Source organism: Variovorax paradoxus (assembly GCF_040544635.1).
GTDB classification, from domain to species: domain Bacteria; phylum Pseudomonadota; class Gammaproteobacteria; order Burkholderiales; family Burkholderiaceae_C; genus Variovorax; species Variovorax paradoxus_R.
Genome location: NZ_JBEPKJ010000007.1, coordinates 102271 through 117525 on the forward strand (window position 1 = coordinate 102271; position 15255 = coordinate 117525).

The 15255-nt window shown below is 66.8% G+C and carries 14 protein-coding genes and 1 other RNA gene; 9 read left to right on the forward strand and 6 right to left on the reverse strand.

Translation table 11 applies throughout. The features are described from left to right. Positions 1-16 precede the first annotated feature (16 nt). The 3 genes from ABIC94_RS13730 to ABIC94_RS13740 are packed head-to-tail and all read right to left on the reverse strand — an operon-like array spanning position 17 to position 3907. Positions 17-1468: an MFS transporter gene (locus tag ABIC94_RS13730; protein WP_354373551.1), complete on the reverse strand. Its 1452-nt coding sequence runs from the start codon at positions 1466-1468 to the stop codon at positions 17-19. Between the two features lie 5 nt (positions 1469-1473). After that, complete coding sequence (locus ABIC94_RS13735) at positions 1474-2445, reverse strand: Bug family tripartite tricarboxylate transporter substrate binding protein (RefSeq protein ID WP_354373552.1); 972 nt, start codon at positions 2443-2445, stop codon at positions 1474-1476. Positions 2446-2497: 52 nt separating this feature from the next. Then, complete coding sequence (locus ABIC94_RS13740) at positions 2498-3907, reverse strand: amidase (RefSeq protein WP_354373553.1); 1410 nt, start codon at positions 3905-3907, stop codon at positions 2498-2500. A gap of 111 nt (positions 3908-4018) precedes the next feature. Here ABIC94_RS13740 and ABIC94_RS13745 point away from each other — a divergent pair, with 111 nt between their 5' ends. Then, the gene (locus ABIC94_RS13745) at positions 4019-4918 is read left to right on the forward strand and encodes a LysR family transcriptional regulator (protein WP_354373554.1); all 900 of its coding nucleotides are present in this window, start codon (positions 4019-4021) and stop codon (positions 4916-4918) included. 39 nt (positions 4919-4957) lie between these two features. On the opposite strand, the gene ABIC94_RS13750 is transcribed toward ABIC94_RS13745, so the two are convergent. Then, positions 4958-5989, reverse strand: a complete 1032-nt coding sequence (locus tag ABIC94_RS13750; protein WP_354373555.1) for a Bug family tripartite tricarboxylate transporter substrate binding protein — start codon at positions 5987-5989, stop codon at positions 4958-4960. Positions 5990-6108: 119 nt separating this feature from the next. On the opposite strand from ABIC94_RS13750, the gene ABIC94_RS13755 reads away from it, so the two are divergent. The 3 genes from ABIC94_RS13755 (at position 6109) to ABIC94_RS13765 (ending at position 9091) form a co-directional block, all read left to right on the forward strand. Then, the gene (locus ABIC94_RS13755) at positions 6109-7773 is read left to right on the forward strand and encodes an MBL fold metallo-hydrolase (protein ID WP_354373556.1); all 1665 of its coding nucleotides are present in this window, start codon (positions 6109-6111) and stop codon (positions 7771-7773) included. Continuing rightward, on the forward strand, positions 7770-8480 hold the full coding sequence (locus ABIC94_RS13760; RefSeq protein WP_354373557.1) for an RNA pseudouridine synthase: 711 nt from the start codon (positions 7770-7772) through the stop codon (positions 8478-8480). The genes ABIC94_RS13755 and ABIC94_RS13760 overlap by 4 nt, the downstream gene beginning before the upstream one ends. Positions 8481-8548: 68 nt before the next feature. After that, positions 8549-9091 carry a hypothetical protein gene (locus ABIC94_RS13765; RefSeq protein ID WP_354373558.1) on the forward strand — a complete coding sequence of 181 codons (543 nt, stop codon included), beginning with the start codon at positions 8549-8551 and terminating at the stop codon, positions 9089-9091. A gap of 56 nt (positions 9092-9147) precedes the next feature. Here ABIC94_RS13765 and rnpB read toward each other — a convergent pair. Beyond that, positions 9148-9495: RNase P RNA component class A (gene rnpB, locus ABIC94_RS13770), an RNA gene on the reverse strand. A 105-nt stretch (positions 9496-9600) separates the two neighbouring features. Between rnpB and cysK the strand changes: the two genes are divergently transcribed. The 5 genes from cysK to ABIC94_RS13795 all read left to right on the forward strand — a co-directional run bounded on the left by cysK (position 9601) and on the right by ABIC94_RS13795 (position 14188). Continuing rightward, on the forward strand, positions 9601-10521 hold the full coding sequence (gene cysK / locus ABIC94_RS13775; RefSeq protein WP_354373559.1) for a cysteine synthase A: 921 nt from the start codon (positions 9601-9603) through the stop codon (positions 10519-10521). Positions 10522-10594: 73 nt separating this feature from the next. Then, positions 10595-12235, forward strand: coding sequence for an NAD(P)/FAD-dependent oxidoreductase (locus ABIC94_RS13780; RefSeq protein WP_354373560.1), 1641 nt, complete (start codon positions 10595-10597; stop codon positions 12233-12235). A 6-nt stretch (positions 12236-12241) separates the two neighbouring features. Beyond that, positions 12242-12880, forward strand: coding sequence for a flavin reductase family protein (locus ABIC94_RS13785; protein ID WP_354373561.1), 639 nt, complete (start codon positions 12242-12244; stop codon positions 12878-12880). 52 nt (positions 12881-12932) lie between these two features. Beyond that, positions 12933-13739 carry a ProQ/FINO family protein gene (locus tag ABIC94_RS13790; RefSeq protein WP_354373562.1) on the forward strand — a complete coding sequence of 269 codons (807 nt, stop codon included), beginning with the start codon at positions 12933-12935 and terminating at the stop codon, positions 13737-13739. Between the two features lie 29 nt (positions 13740-13768). Beyond that, positions 13769-14188, forward strand: a complete 420-nt coding sequence (locus ABIC94_RS13795) for a hypothetical protein (protein ID WP_354373563.1) — start codon at positions 13769-13771, stop codon at positions 14186-14188. Between the two features lie 66 nt (positions 14189-14254). On the opposite strand, the gene htpX is transcribed toward ABIC94_RS13795, so the two are convergent. Further along, positions 14255-15127: a protease HtpX gene (gene htpX / locus ABIC94_RS13800; protein WP_354373564.1), complete on the reverse strand. Its 873-nt coding sequence runs from the start codon at positions 15125-15127 to the stop codon at positions 14255-14257. Positions 15128-15255: the final 128 nt, after the last annotated feature.

A 15255-nucleotide genomic window follows, 5' to 3' on the forward strand; every position in this document is an offset into this window, starting at 1 on the left:
TCACTGCTGCCCGAAATCACTGCGAGCCCTTCCCCCACTCCAGCCGCCCGGCGCGATGCCACGTATTCGCGACCAGTGCGGCGCCGGCAAAGCAAAGAACTGCAAGCAAAACCAGCGCAGAACTCGCCCCTTGGGTAAAGGCAGCCACATCCACACCCGAAAGCCCCGCGCTGCCATTTCCCAGAACCGTGCGTTGCGAGCCTGAAGGGAGCTGCGCCAGCGCCACGCTCAACGTCAGCGCGGTTCCGACCATGATGCCGGTGTTTTGCAGCGTCGACCGCACGCCGTTGGCAATGCCTCGACGCTGGGGGACCACGCTCTGGAGGATCGACGCGTTGTTCGGCGTTACGAAACTACCGATGCCCAGGCCGAGCACCCAGAGGCACATGGACAGCTGCACGGTGCCGATCGTCGGCTGCAGCAGAGCGGCCAACAGCGCCAACGCGCCCCCTGCGAGCAGCATTCCGCCCACGCAAATGGATTCGGGCCTGAAGCGCCGAAGCAGAATGCCCGCCACCGGCGCGGCCATCAGCATGCCGAATGCAACCGGTGCAATGCGCAGGCCGGCTTCCGATGGCTGCAGGCCCGCGCAAGCTTGCAGGTACAAGGCCACCAGCAGGAGGGGAGCCGCCTGCGTCATCGACAGAAGCAGGATGCCCGCATAGGCGGTCCGGCGGGCCGGGTCTCTGAAGAGCGACGGGTCGACCAGCGGGCTGGCCACACGCATCTGAACGCCTGAGAAAAGGCCGATGGCGCAAAGCCCTGCGAGCATGAATGCCCACACCGGCGTGCTTGTCCATCCACGGGTGCCTGCCATCGAGAGGGCATAGGTCACGCATCCGATACCGACGAGGGAAAGCGCCGCGCCTGCCAGGTCGAAGCGCTCCGCCTTGGCGGCCGCGCTTGTTGGCAAGACCTTCCACGACCACGCCAGTACGCAAAGCCCGGCAGGCACATTGAGCATGAAGAGAACGCGCCATCCCCACCACGACACGACGAAGCCGCCGGCCAGCGGGCCCACGACCTGGGCCAGCGCCGCAACCATGGCGAGCACGCCGAGGGCCAATCCCGTCTTGCGGCGGCCGAATGCATCGCTCACCAACGCGCTGGCGTTGGCCATGACGCCGGCCGCACCGATGGCCTGCGCTGTGCGGCTCGCCAGCATCAGCTCGGCGGTAGGTGCAAAGGCGCATGCCGCGCAGGCGGCCACGAAAAGCGACAGCCCCGCGAGGAAGAGTTGGCGCCGCCCCCAGAGATCGGCCAGCCGTCCGAAGCTCAGAATGCAAACGGTGCTGACCAGCATGTAGGACAGCAGGATCCAGCTCGCCTGCGTTGGCGTGGCGTGCAAGCTGCGCGCCACGGCGGGCAGCGCGACATTGAGTGCGCTGAGGTTGAGAAAACACAGCAGCGCGCCCGAACTCGCGGCGGCGAGCACCGGCCAGCCCGCCTTGTCCGCGTCGTCGGCCATCGATCTCAGTCTTCGCTCTTGAAGCCCGATGCCTTGACGATGGGACGCCAGTACGCGCGGTCTTCGTCCATGATCCGTTTCGTTTCCGCGCCGGGAAGCCCCGTGGGCTCCAGGCCCATGCGGTCGACCTGCGCGCGCACCTGCGGCTTGCGCATGGCGGCGACGAAGGCGGCCTCCAGCTTTGCGACCATCTCCTTGGGCGTGCCGGCCGGCACGAATGCGGCGTAGGAGGCGTTGGCGCGGTCGAAAGCGTCGTAGCCCGATTCCTTGATGGTCGGAATGTCGGGCAGCCAGCTCACACGCCTGGTTCCCGCAACGCCCAGTATCCGCAGCTTGCCCGCGCGGTGGAGCTCGAGCTGGCTGGCCAGCGCATCGGTGCCGACCGGCACATGGGCGCCGACGATGTCGGTTGCAAGCGGCGCGCCGCCCCTGTAGGTAACCGGCGCGAGCGGCACGCCGATGGCCTTGGACAACTGCAGCACGCTGAAATGCAGCCCGCCTCCGAGGTTCGTCAACCCCATACTGCCGCCGCCCGGGTTCTTCTTGAGCCACGCGACGTATTCGGGAATGGTCTTGAACGGCTGGTTGGCGCCCGCGGAAATGACACTGGGCACATACGCCAGGTGCGCAATGGGAATGAAATCCTTCTCGGCGTCGTAGTTCAGCCGCGCATAGGTCATCGGAAAGAGCACGAACGGCGGCGTGCTGGCGAGCAGGATGGTGCGGCCATCGGGCCGCGAGGCCTTGACGGCTTCGATGGAAATCCGGCTCGAGGCGCCGGGCCGGTTCTCCACCAGCACGGACTCACCCAAGGCTGTGCGCAAGTCCTCGGCCAGCGAGCGCGCCAGGTTGTCGAGCGCGCCGCCCGGCGGAAAGCCGACGATCAGCCGCACGGGCGTGCTGTTGTCGGCATGCGCGCCGGCGCCGGTCAAGGCAATCGACGCACCGAGAAGAAGTGTCTTGAGTAACGAGGCCATGGTGGGAGTACCTGCAGGGTTGAAAGACGAACGGAGGGGAGGGAAGGAAGACTCAGAAGGCCAGCGTGGGCAGCGCGTTGGCGGGCCGGTGTGCGGCTTCGAAAGACCCCGCGGCTTGCAGCAGCTGCAAGTCCTCGCGAAACCGGCCGACGAGCTGCATGCCGATGGGCAGGCCGTCGCGGCCCGCGCCGCATGGCAGGCTGATCGCGGGGTGGCCCGTGAGGTTGAAGGGCATCGTCCACGGGAACCAGTTCGACCGAACCTCGGCATACGCTTGCCCATCGATCTCGATGCTGCCGAACAGGTCCTGGTCGATCGGCAAGGCCGTTCGCGAGAGGGTCGGCGTGAAGATGAAGTCGTGGGTCTCCAGCTGAGCCTGGACTTTGCGGAAGAGCGCAGTCCTGGCGAACATGGCCTGCTGGAACGCGACCCCGTCGACGTGCTCTGCGAGCGCGAGCTGTTGCAGCAACGACGGACTCAACCGGTCGGCGTGCGCTTCGGCCAGCGGCGCGAAGCGGCCGCGCCAGCTGGTGTGGTTGATCACGCGCCACACGGGCTCGACGTCGTACCCGCCGCTCGGCATCTCCTCGAGCTGCGCGCCCATCGAGCGCAGTGTTGCAAGGGCGGCCTCGAAGGCGGCGGCCACGTCGGCGGAAATGGGCCGCCCTTCGAGCGCCGCGCAGTAGAGAACCCGCTTGCCGCGAAGATCGCCGCCGGGCTGCAGCGCGTCGAAGTAGCGTTGCGCCGGCACACCCAATGACCAGGGATCGGACCCGTGGGCGCCGGTCATGGCCTGCAGCATGAGCGCGGTGTCGGCCACGTTGCGCGTGGTGGGCGTCACATAGGTGTAGTTGCCGAATGCGTCCTGTACCTGGCTGTGGGGCACCACGCCCAGGCTCTGCTTCAACCCGACCACGCCGTTGCAGGCGGCGGGAATGCGGGTCGAGCCTCCGCCGTCGGTGGCAATGGCAAGGGGCGCGACACCCGCCGCCATGGACGAGGCCGCCCCGCCGCTCGAGCCGCCGCTCGTGCGCGTTGCATCCCATGCGTTGCGGGTGCTCCCGAAAAGAGGGGCGTCGGTCAGGCACTTGGCACCGAACTCGGATGTGGTCGTCTTGCCGATGAGAATGCCGCCCGCCTGGCGCAGGCGCGCCACGGCCACTGCGTCCTGCGTGGGAACGTGGTCGCGATGCAGCAAGGAACCGTAGGTCGTCCTGACGTTCTCGGTGTCGACGATGTCCTTCACCGTGAAGGGCAGCCCGTGCAGCAGGCCCGACGCCTCGCCCTTCATGACGGCCGCTTCCGCATCCCTGGCCTGCGCCATCGCCTGCTCATGGCAAAGCGTGATGAAGCAGTTCAGGTGCGGCTGCACTGCATCGGCCCGGCGCAGTACCTCTTCGACGATCTCCACCGGCGAGAGCTTTCGCTGCGCGACGAGCGTGCGCAGCGCCGCGGCAGGCATTTCGCAAATTTCAGATTTCGGAAGGCGGGGAAACTCTTTCATGCGCAAATGATTGATGCACCGCAGCATCGAGTCCAATACTGTTTTCTCGAAAAGGCATACGATTGGCATATGGCAGCACCAGACTTCAGAACGCTCCGCTACTTCGTGGCCGTGGCCGAAGAACGCAGCGTCGGAAAGGCGGCACGCCGGCTCAACATGGCCCAGCCGCCGCTGTCGGTGCACATCAAGAATCTGGAGGCTGCGGTGGGCACGCCCCTCTTTCGCAGGGCGGCGCGCGGCATGGAAATTACCGACGCCGGCAATGCGCTCTTCCAGCGCGCGAAGGAGGCGCTGCTCCTGGCCAACGAAGGGTTCGAGGCTGCGCGTGCCATCGGGTCGGGCAGCAGGGGCCGGCTCACGGTCGGAACCATGGTCGCGCTTTCCTACCTGGTGCTCCCCCGCCTGGACAACGCGCTTCGGGCAAAGCTGCCGGACGTGGAGATCCAGTACGTGGAGCTGAACGCCGTCAACAACGTTTCGGCCATTGCCGATTCGCAGGTGTCCGTGGCTATCTGCATTCCGCCCATTGTCCAGGCCGGCATTTCGGTCGAACGCATCGGAACCCAGCCCTTGATGCTGGCCGTGCGTGCGGATTCGCCCTTGGCCCGCATGTCCGGCATTCCGCTGGAGCGGCTTTCAGGCATGCCGCTCATCGGGCTCCCCATGCCCGAAGGGGATGTCGACAAATCCGTCGTCGCTTCGATGCTTCGGCGGCACGATGTCAGCATGCCGGTTGCGCAACGCGTCGAGACCATGGTGTCGGCGCTGGCGCTCGTCCTCGCAGGCAAGGGCGTGGCCATCCTGCCCGCATGCGCCCGGATCGGTCGGCCGCCGGGCGTGGTGTTCAGGCAGTTCCGCAACGCCGACGCAAAGATGGACATCGCCGCCTGCTGGCGCAGCGATTGGGAGAGCCCGCTGATCGAGCCGTTCCTGGCGTGCGCGCGCGCCTCCCTGCGGCAAGCGGCTTAGCCGAGCCAGCCCGAGCCCGAGCCGCGCGCGGGACCGGCTTCAGTCGATGCTGATGTTCGCGGCCTTGGCCACCTCGGCCCACTTCACGCGGTTGTCGTGCACGGTCTTCTTGAATTGCGCGGGCGATTCGATGCGCACGGTGTTGCCCTGGCTTTCGAAGCGCTCGCGAATTTCGGGCTGCTCGAGCACCGTTTTCACGGCGGCATTGAGCTTGTTGACGATCTGCGGGTCGGTGCCCTTGGGCGCGAAGATGCCGAACCAGATCGAGCTGTCGAAACCCTTCGTACCCGGCAACCCGCTCGACGCGATGGTGGGCACCTCCTTGACCGCCGCCACCGGCGCGGCCGTGGTCACGCCCAGCAAGCGCACCTTGCCTGCCTTGTAGTGCGGCAGCACGGTCTGCACCTGGTTCATGATGCAGCAGGTTTCTCCGCGCACCACCGACGTGATGGCCTCGGGCCCGCCCTTGTAGGGCACGTGCACCATGCTCAGGCCGAGGCGCGAATTGAATTCGGCAAAGGCCATGTGCGTGCCGGCGCCGTTGCCTGTAGACGCATAGTTGTACTTGCCGGGGTTGGCCTTGACGAGATCGACGAACTCCTTCAATGTCCGCGCGTTGATCACTTCAGGGTTGATGGTGAGCACGTTCGATACGTCGAGCACCGGCGCCACGGGCACGAAGTCGGCCTCCACATCGAACGGCAATTTCTTGTAGAGCGCGGCATTGCTGCCATGCGTGGCGGCGGTGCCGAAAGAGAGCGTGTAGCCGTCGGGCTTGGCATGGGCCACGTACTCGCTGGCAATGTTACCGGCCGCGCCCGACTTGTAGTCGATGATCACGGGCTTTCCGAGCTGCCTGGAGAGCGGTTCCTGGATGGCGCGGGCCACCACGTCGACACCCGAGCCGGCCGGAAAGCCCATGATCAGCGTGACGGGTTGTTGCGGCCAGTCGGCCTGGGCCCATGCGGCGGACGACAAGGCCGCGCAGGCCGCGTAGAAGGCGGCGCACAGGGCGGCGCCGGCCGCGCGCAGGTTCTGCCGAAAGGAATGCGAAAAGGGAGAATGGGTCATGACTGTCTTTCCTCGATGCGGGCGGTGCAGCCCGGGATTGTGGCGTGCGGTTCATGCCCGATCCGGTATGAGCTTATGCGGGACCCGCCCGCATCGCAGTACCTCTCCATAATCGCCGCATGGTCCGCCCCACCCAACAACTCCACCCCGCACGCGAGCCGGTGCCCGTGCGCGCGGCAGCCACCGTGCTGCTGCTGCGCGATTCCGAAGCCGGCATCGAAGTGCTGATGACGCGCCGTTCCGATAGAGCAAGCTTCGCGCCAGGCGCCTATGTGTTCCCCGGTGGCCAGATCGACGAGGCCGACGAAGCCGCCAAGCGCATTGCCACCCATCGGCCCACCCAGAGCGGCCTGCAGCTCACGCAGGCCATTGCGGCCATTCGCGAAGGCTTCGAAGAGCTTGGCGTGCTGCTCGCGCGCCATGCCGACGGCCGTCCGGTGAGCGCGGAAGACATCGCGTCGATGGACCGCAGCACCACGTCGCCCATTTCTTTTGCCGAGCAGTGCGAGCAACGCGGGCTGGTGCTTGCGTCCGACCAGGTGTTCAGCCTCGCGCACTGGATCACCGACCGCGATCTGCCCAGGCGTTTCGACGTGCCCTTTCTGGTGGCGCGCATGCCCGAGGGCCAGACGCCCACGGCCGACGAAAACGAGCAGTTCGAACCCTGCTGGGTGCGGCCGGCCGATGCGTTGGCTCGGCACGCAGCGGGCAGCTTCTTCATGATTTTTCCGACGGTGCGCACGCTGCAGCGGCTGGCGGCCTATGCCAAGGTCGATGCGGTGCTGCAAGCCTGCGCCGGCGAAAAGCCGCTGTGGACCAGCTGCCCGCGCGCCGGACTGCTCCGCGGGCAAGATGCGCGCTACATGGAGAGCGAGTCGCCCTACGGCGAACTCGCGCTGGTGTGCCCCGACGGCCAATTGCTGCACACGCTCGACTGGCAGAGCGAGCGCGCAGTGCCGCTGCTCGGCAACGTGCAGCGCCTGACCGCACCCAATTCCGGCATGATGACCGGCCCCGGTACCAACAGCTACGTCGTGGGCGACGCGGCCACGGGCTACATCGTGATCGACCCGGGCCCGAACGACGCGGATCACATCGGCCGGCTGTGGCGCACCACGCAGGGGGACATCCGCATGATCGTGTGCACCCATTCGCACGCCGACCATTCACCCGGTGCGGCGCCGTTGCAGGCGCTGTGCGAAAAGGCGAAACCGCCGATCCTCGGGCTGTCTTCGGCGCCCACGGCGCGTTCGTCCGCACGCTTTGCCGCCGAGCGCGAACTGCGCGACGGCGAGCGCCTGGTGCTCTCGGGCATCACCGCCGAGGGCAAGGAAATTACCCACACGCTGCGCGCCGTCCACACGCCGGGCCACGCGGCCAACCACCTGTGCCTGGTGCTGGAAGAAGACGGGCTGCTGTTCTCCGGCGACCACATCCTGAACGGCAGCACCACCGTGGTCGACCCGCCGGACGGCGACATGAACGCGTACCTCGATTCGCTGGACAAGCTCGACGCGGCCTGCGAAGCGGGCGGCATCGACTTCATCCTGCCGGCGCACGGCTACGTCATCGGCAGCGCACGCGCCGCCATCGCCCAACTGAAAGCGCATCGCCTGAAGCGCGAAGCCAAGATTGCCTCCGCCATGAAAAAACTTCCCCAAGGCACGCCTGAAGACTGGCTGCCGCTTGCTTACGACGACGTGCCCGAGCGCATGTGGCCGGTGGCGGCCCGCTCGCTGGCCGCGCACGTGGCGCGCATCCGGCAACTGGCTTCCGCCCAATGAACGGCTCCAGCGAAGAAGGCATACGCCTTGCCAAGCGCGTGGCCGCACTCGCCGGCTGCTCGCGCCGCGAGGCCGAGCTGCTCATCGAGAACGGCTCGGTGCGCGTCGACGGCGTGCCGGCGCTGCTGCCGCAGTCGCGCGTGCAAGACCACCAGAAGGTCGAGATCGAGCCCGGTGCCAAGCCTGAGCCGGTGGTGTCCGTTACCCTGCTGCTGCACAAGCCGGCCGGCATGCCGACCGAGACCGCGCACCGGCTGCTGGTGGCCGCCAATCACCACGAACCCGAACGCGCGGGCATGCGCTTTCTGCCGGCGCACGCCAAAGGCCAGAACTGCATGACGCCGTTGGAAACCGGCGCCAGCGGGCTGGTCGTCTACACGCAGGATTGGCGCATCGAGCGCAAGCTGCATGAGGACGCGGGTGTGATCGAACACGAAGTGATGGTCGACGTGGCGGGCACGGTCAGCCCGGAACAACTGGTGCGTTTCGAGCGCTCGCCCGCACGCGTGAGCATCGGACGCCAGGCCGACGACCAGACCGGCCTGCGCTTTGCGCTCAAGGGCGCGCGGCCTGGGCAGATTGCGCATCTGTGCGACGAGGCAGGCGTGCGCATTCTCGCGATGCGGCGCATCCGCATCGGCCGCGTGCCACTGTCGGGGCTGCAGCCCGGGCAGTGGCGTTATCTTTCGCCGCACGAACGCTTCTGACACGACAACGACAACAACAAGAAAGAAGCTATCGAGGGACAGGAACAGGTACAGGGACAGGAGAAAAAATGAAGTTCGGACTCAGGACCGCCGCACTTGCCTGCACAGCGCCTCTTGCGCTGGCGGGCTGCAGTTATCTCGCGCCATTGCTGCCCAACCATGCGCCGCCACCGGCGCCGCCGCCGGTCGTTTCCCCCAGCGGGCTCGCACCGATCACCGAGGAGCAGGTGGAACGCATCCGCGAGGCCATCGTCACCAAGCCGCCCTCCCCGGCCGTGGCCAAGGTGGTGCGCAGCGCGGCGCCGACCATCGAGTCTTTCGTGCGGACCGAAGGCTGCATCACCGCGCGCAACGGCGCCGTGCTCAACCCCTTCGCGGCGCCGGGACGGTTGTTCGACAACACCGGCTTCCAGGGCGGGCCGATGGCGGAAATGCAATACCACGACAAGACAGCCTGCGTGACCGTCAAGCGCATCCAGAACTGGAAGATGGTGTCGCCGAAGCTGCTGCGCTTCGACGTGGTGTACGTGGGAGACGACGGCGAAGAGCGCTCCGTCAGGCGGCACGAGCTGATGCGCCAGCCCAAGGGCGGCTGGCTGTTCACGCGCTGAGGGCGTGCGCCCGGGCGGCTGCGCGGTAGCGCCTGGGCCGCCGGGGCAAGAAAAAAGTGTGAAGCCCGCCGATAAGCCGGATTCTGTGCGTTGAGGTTGCCCCCAACGTGACCGCCATTACTCTGGGCCGTTTGTCGCCAAACGGCTCGATGCCACCTACCCGCCAGCTCAGCGGAACCACCTCGATACTGGCCTACTTGGTGTTGCTGCGCGCAGAGATTGCCCGTTTCACCCGAACTTAATCGGCTCGTCTCTGTTGCTCTGATCCTCACCTCACGGTGGAGAGTCGTTAACTCCTGCGCTGTCCTGTGCAGTCCGGACGTTCCTCCAGTGCGGTCTTTCGACGCGGCGCCTTGCGGCGTCGCCCCTTTCGGGCTTGCACCAGCGGCGGTCTGGCGTGCTTCACGGAGGGAATTATCGCCTGATCCCCTCGCATCCGTTGGCGGCCCGTTTCACAATGGCGCTTCGACAGCCCGCCCTGCCCCCCAAACAAAGCCCAAGGAGACCCAATGAAGGCCCAGAACATCCTCCAGACCATCGGCAACACGCCGCACATCCGCATCAACCGCTTGTTCGGCAATGCGAAGCAGCAGGTGTGGATCAAGTCCGAGCGCGCCAACCCCGGCGGCTCCATCAAGGACCGCATTGCGCTTTCGATGGTGGAAGACGCCGAGAAATCCGGCGCGCTGAAGCCCGGCGGCACCATCGTGGAGCCCACCTCGGGCAACACCGGCATCGGCCTGGCGATGGTCGCGGCCGTCAAGGGCTACAAGCTCATTCTGGTGATGCCCGACAGCATGTCGGTGGAGCGCCGCCGGCTGATGCTGGCCTACGGCGCCACCTTCGACCTGACGCCGCGCGCCGGCGGCATGAAGGCCTCCATTGCCCGCGCCGAAGAAATCGTGGCCGGCACGCCGGGCGCGTGGATGCCGCAGCAGTTCAACAACCCCGCCAATGTCGAGGTGCACATGCGCACCACGGCCGAGGAAATTGCGGCCGACTTCCCCGACGGCGTCGACGTGCTGATTACCGGCGTAGGCACCGGCGGCCACATCACGGGCGTGGCGAAGGTGCTCAAGAAGAAGTGGCCCAAGCTGCAGGTGTTTGCGGTGGAGCCGGTGGCCTCGCCGGTCATTTCGGGCGGCCAGCCCTCGCCGCATCCGATCCAGGGCATCGGCGCCGGCTTCATTCCGAAGAACCTCGACACCTCGCTGCTCGACGGCGTGCTGCAGGTGGACGCCGAACCGGCGCGCGAAATGGCCCGCCGCTGCGCGGTGGAGGAAGGCATGCTGGTGGGCATTTCCTCCGGCGCCACGCTCGCGGCCATTGCACAGAAACTGCCCACGCTGGCACCCGATGCAGTGGTGCTGGGCTTCAACTACGACACCGGCGAACGCTATCTGTCAGTCGAAGGCTTCCTCCCTGCCTGATCAGCTATCTCTTTCATAGCGCCCCGGGCGCGTAAAATCTGCGGCCTGCTTGATAACCACAAGCCACACCGACATGCTGCGAATTTCTGAAATCAAACTGCCGCTCGACCACGACGACGCGGCGCTCCCCCAAGCCATTGCCACCGCCCTCGACACGCCGGTTTCCAGCGTGCGCGAGTTCAAGGTGTTCAAGCGCAGCTTCGACGCGCGCAAGCCGCAGCTGCTGCAGGTCTACATCGTCGACGTGCAGCTTGCCGATGCCGAGCTGGAGGCCGCATTGCTCGCCAGGCACGCCGGCCACCCGCACATCCAGCCCGCGCCCGACATGCGCTACACGCCACCGGCGCACGCGCCCGAAGGCGCGCCCCGGCCCGTGGTGATCGGCTTCGGCCCCTGCGGCATCTTCGCGGCGCTGATGCTCGCGAAGATGGGCTTCAGGCCCATCGTGCTCGAACGCGGCAAGACCGTGCGCCAGCGCACCCGCGACACCTGGGGCCTGTGGCGCAAGAGCGTGCTCAACCCCGAGTCGAACGTGCAGTTCGGCGAAGGCGGCGCCGGCACCTTCTCCGACGGCAAGCTCTACAGCCAGATCAAGGACCCGCGCTTCCTCGGCCGCAAGGTGATGGAAGAGTTCGTGAAGGCCGGCGCACCGCCCGAAATTCTCTACGTCGCGCATCCGCACATCGGCACCTTCAAGCTGGTGAAGGTGGTGGAGAACATCCGCGAGCAGATCGTGGCGCTGGGCGGCGAAATCCGCTTCGAGCAACGCGTGACCGACGTGCAGATCGAAAACGGCCAGCTTCGCGGCCTGACCGTGCTCGACCAAACCACCGGCCAAAGCAGCGAGCTGCGCGCCGACCACGTGGTGATGGCGCTCGGCCACAGTTCGCGCGACACCTTCACCATGCTGCATGAGCGCGGCGTGCACATCGAGGCCAAGCCCTTCTCCATCGGCTTTCGCGTCGAGCACCCGCAAGGCCTCATCGACCGTGCGCGCTGGGGCCGGCACGCGGGCCATCCGCTGCTCGGCGCGGCCGACTACAAGCTGGTGCACCACGCAAGCAACGGCCGCTCGGTCTACAGCTTCTGCATGTGCCCGGGCGGTACCGTGGTGGCGGCCACCAGCGAGCCCGGCCGCGTGGTCACCAACGGCATGAGCCAGTATTCGCGCAACGAGCGCAACGCCAACGCCGGCATCGTGGTGGGCATCGACCCGCGCGACTTTCCCGGCTGGACGGCAGAGACCGCGGGCGACGCGCTCGCCGGCATCGCGCTGCAGCGCGAACTCGAATCGAACGCCTTCGTGCTCGGCGGCGGCGATTACCGCGCCCCGGGCCAGCTGGTGGGCGATTTCATCGCGGGCAAGCCCTCCACCGCGCTCGGCAGCGTGACGCCTTCGTACAAGCCCGGCGTCACACCCACCGACCTGCACCAGGCGCTGCCGGCCTACGCCATCGAGGCGATGCGCGAGGCCTTCCCCGCCTTCGGCCGCAAGATCAAGGGCTTCGACCTGCACGACGCGGTGCTGACCGGCGTGGAAACGCGCACCTCGTCGCCGATCCGCATCACGCGCGGCGACGACTTCCAGAGCCTCAACGTGCGTGGCCTGTACCCGGCCGGCGAAGGCGCGAGCTACGCGGGCGGCATTCTCTCGGCCGGCGTGGACGGCATCAAGGTGGCCGAAGCCGTGGCGCGCAGCGTTACGGGGGCCTAAGGAGCCATGGCTGTGTCCAGCAACAACGACGACGATTTCCACTTCTACGAGCCCGCCAAGGGCCACGGCCTGCCGCACGATCCGTTCAATGCCATGGTCGGTCCGCGGCCGATCGGCTGGATCTCGTCGCAGGACGAGAACGGCGCGCTCAACCTCGCGCCCTACAGCTTTTTCAACGCCTTCAACTACACGCCACCCATCGTTGGCTTTGCGAGCATCGGCGCCAAGGACAGCCTGCACAACATCCGCCAGACGCGCGAGTTCGGCTGGAACCTGGCCACCCGGCCGCTGGCCGAGCAAATGAACCAGTCGTGCGCGGCCGTGCCGCCCGAGGTGAACGAGTTCGAGCTCGCGGGCCTCACGCCCGTGGCTTCGCGCCACATCGCGGTGCCGCGCGTGGCCGAAAGCCCGGTTTCGTTCGAGTGCCGGCTCACGCAGCTGCTGCAGCTCGAGGGTGTGAACGGCGAGCCGGTGCCCACGTGGCTCATTCTGGGCGAAGTGGTGGGCGTGCACATTGCACGGCACCTGCTGAAAAACGGCATTTACGACACGGCTGCCGCGCGCCCGATCCTGCGCGGCGGCGGGCCGGCTGATTATTTCGAGATCAGCCCCGACAATCTCTTCAAGATGTTCCGACCGCGCTGAGCGGGAACACCGCTTTTTTCACGCCTGCTGCCAACCTGACAAGAACCGACCGATGACCGACACCGCCATGCCTCAAGAAGAAATCCAGGAAGTCCAGCCGGCGGAAGCCGAGGGCGCCGCCCAGCAGCAGCCGCAAGCCGACGGACGCCCGCCCCGGTCGCCACGCCCGCCGCGCCAGCCACGGCAACAGCAGCAAAAGCAGAAGCCCAAGCAGGCCGCGCAGCAGCAGCCACAACAGCCGCAGCGCTCGCGCAAGGTGCATCCGGCGCTCGAGAAACTGTTCGAGCTCTATCCCAACATGTTCGGCGCGCGCTTCCTGCCGCTCAAGCTCGGCGTGTTCCAGGACCTGCTCGAAAAGCACCCGGACGATTTCAAGAAAGACGAGCTGAAGGTCGCGCTGGGCCTGCACGCGCGCTCCACGCGCTATCTCGAAGCGGTGGCGGCGGGCCTTGCGCGCCACGACCTCGACGGCAACGTGGTGGAACCTGTGGCGCCCGAGCACGTGCACCACGCCATCCTCGAGCTGCACCGCCGCCGCGTGCAGCGCAGCGGCGAAGACCTGCGCCCGCAGCTGGTGGCACGCATCGCCCGCGCCGTGGAAGCCTCGGGCCTCGACCGCGAAGCCTACGCGGTGCTGGTGCGCTCGCGCGACGAAGAAACCAATGCCGTGCTCGACGAGGCGTTGGCCGAACTGGCGCAGCAGGCCGCCAAGCGCGAAGCGCTGCTGCGCGCCTTCGAGGCCAGCGGCCGCAGCAACGAGCACGAGTTCGCCGAGATGTACGGCATGAACCCCGACGAAGTGGGCCGCACGCTCGCACGCGCCCGGGCCGACCGGCAGCAGGTTGCTCCGGCGGGCTGATCGCCCCCCGTTTTTTCTCCCCCGTACCCGTGACCGACTTCGCGGACTTCGTTGCGCCTCCCGCATCCGGGAGCGCGGCGGATGCGGATGCGATTCGCGAAGCCTCCGCCTGCCTCGACCGTTTTACCGAGCGCTTCAATGCCTGCGACACCGCGGGCATGGACGGCGAGCTTCACTTTCCGCATGTGATGCTCTCGGGTGCCGACCGCCTCGAATGGCAGGCGCCCGGCAACCATCCGGCCGGTTTCTTCGAGAAGCTCAGGGCTTCGGGCTGGCGCCGTACGCGCTACCAGTCGAAGGAAGCCGTGCTGGCCAGCGCCGACAAGGTGCACTTCGTCGTCACCTACACGCGTGAAGACGAGGCCGGCACGGTGCTCAGCACGCACCGCAATCTCTGGATTGCCACCCGCGTGGCCGGGCGCTGGGGCATTTCTCTGCGTTCGTACTGACGAAGCCTCGACTCCAGTAAAAAAGCCGCCACGGGCAACCGTGGCGGCTTTTTTTTACGCGGAAGATCAGCGCGCGTTCTGCAGCGCCGCAATGCGCTCTTCGATCGGCGGGTGCGTGGCAAAGAGCTTGCCGATGCTGCCCGTGATGCCCATGGCTTCCACCGCCTTGGGCAGTTCGCCGGCCGGCAGGCCGCCAAGGCGGGCCAGCGCGTTCATCATCGGCTGCTTCTGGCCCATGAGCGCGGCAGCGCCGGCGTCGGCGCGGAATTCGCGCTGGCGCGAGAACCATGCCACCACGATGGCAGCCGCAAAGCCCAGCACGATGTCGAGCACGATGGTGCTCACGTAGTAGCCGATGCCGGGGCCCGACGAGCGGTCGTCGCCGCGGCGCAGAAAGCTGTCGACCGCATAGCCGATCACGCGCGAGAGGAACACGACGAAGGTGTTCATCACGCCCTGGATCAGCGTCATGGTCACCATGTCGCCGTTGGCGATGTGTGCCACCTCGTGGCCGATGACGGCCTCGACCTCTTCGCGCGTCATGCCCTGCAGCAGGCCGGTGGACACCGCCACCAGCGACGAGTTCTTGAACGCGCCGGTGGCGAAGGCGTTGGGTTCGCCTTCGAAGATGCCGACCTCGGGCATGCCGATGCCGGCCTTGTCGGCAAACTTGCGCACGGTGCCGACGATCCAGGCCTCGTCGGGCGTCTGGGGGTTGTCGATCATGTGCAGCTTGGTCGTCCACTTGGCCATGGGCTTGCTGATGAGCAGCGAAATGATCGCGCCGCCAAAGCCCATGATCAGCGCAAAGCCGAGCAGTGCCGTCAGGTTCAGCCCGTTGGCCGTCAGAAAGCGGTTGACGCCGAGCAGGCTGGCAACGATGCCGAGCACCGCAACGACCATCACATTGGTCAAAACGAACAGAAGGATACGTTTCAAGTTGAATTCTCCGTGGGGGAACGCTGCCGCATAGATGAGGACCGGATGGCCCTCTTCAAGCCGTGCAATGTGTGGTGGCCTTCTTCCATTGTTGTTTGGTTCTGAAGACGGCCTGCACGGCGGCTCGC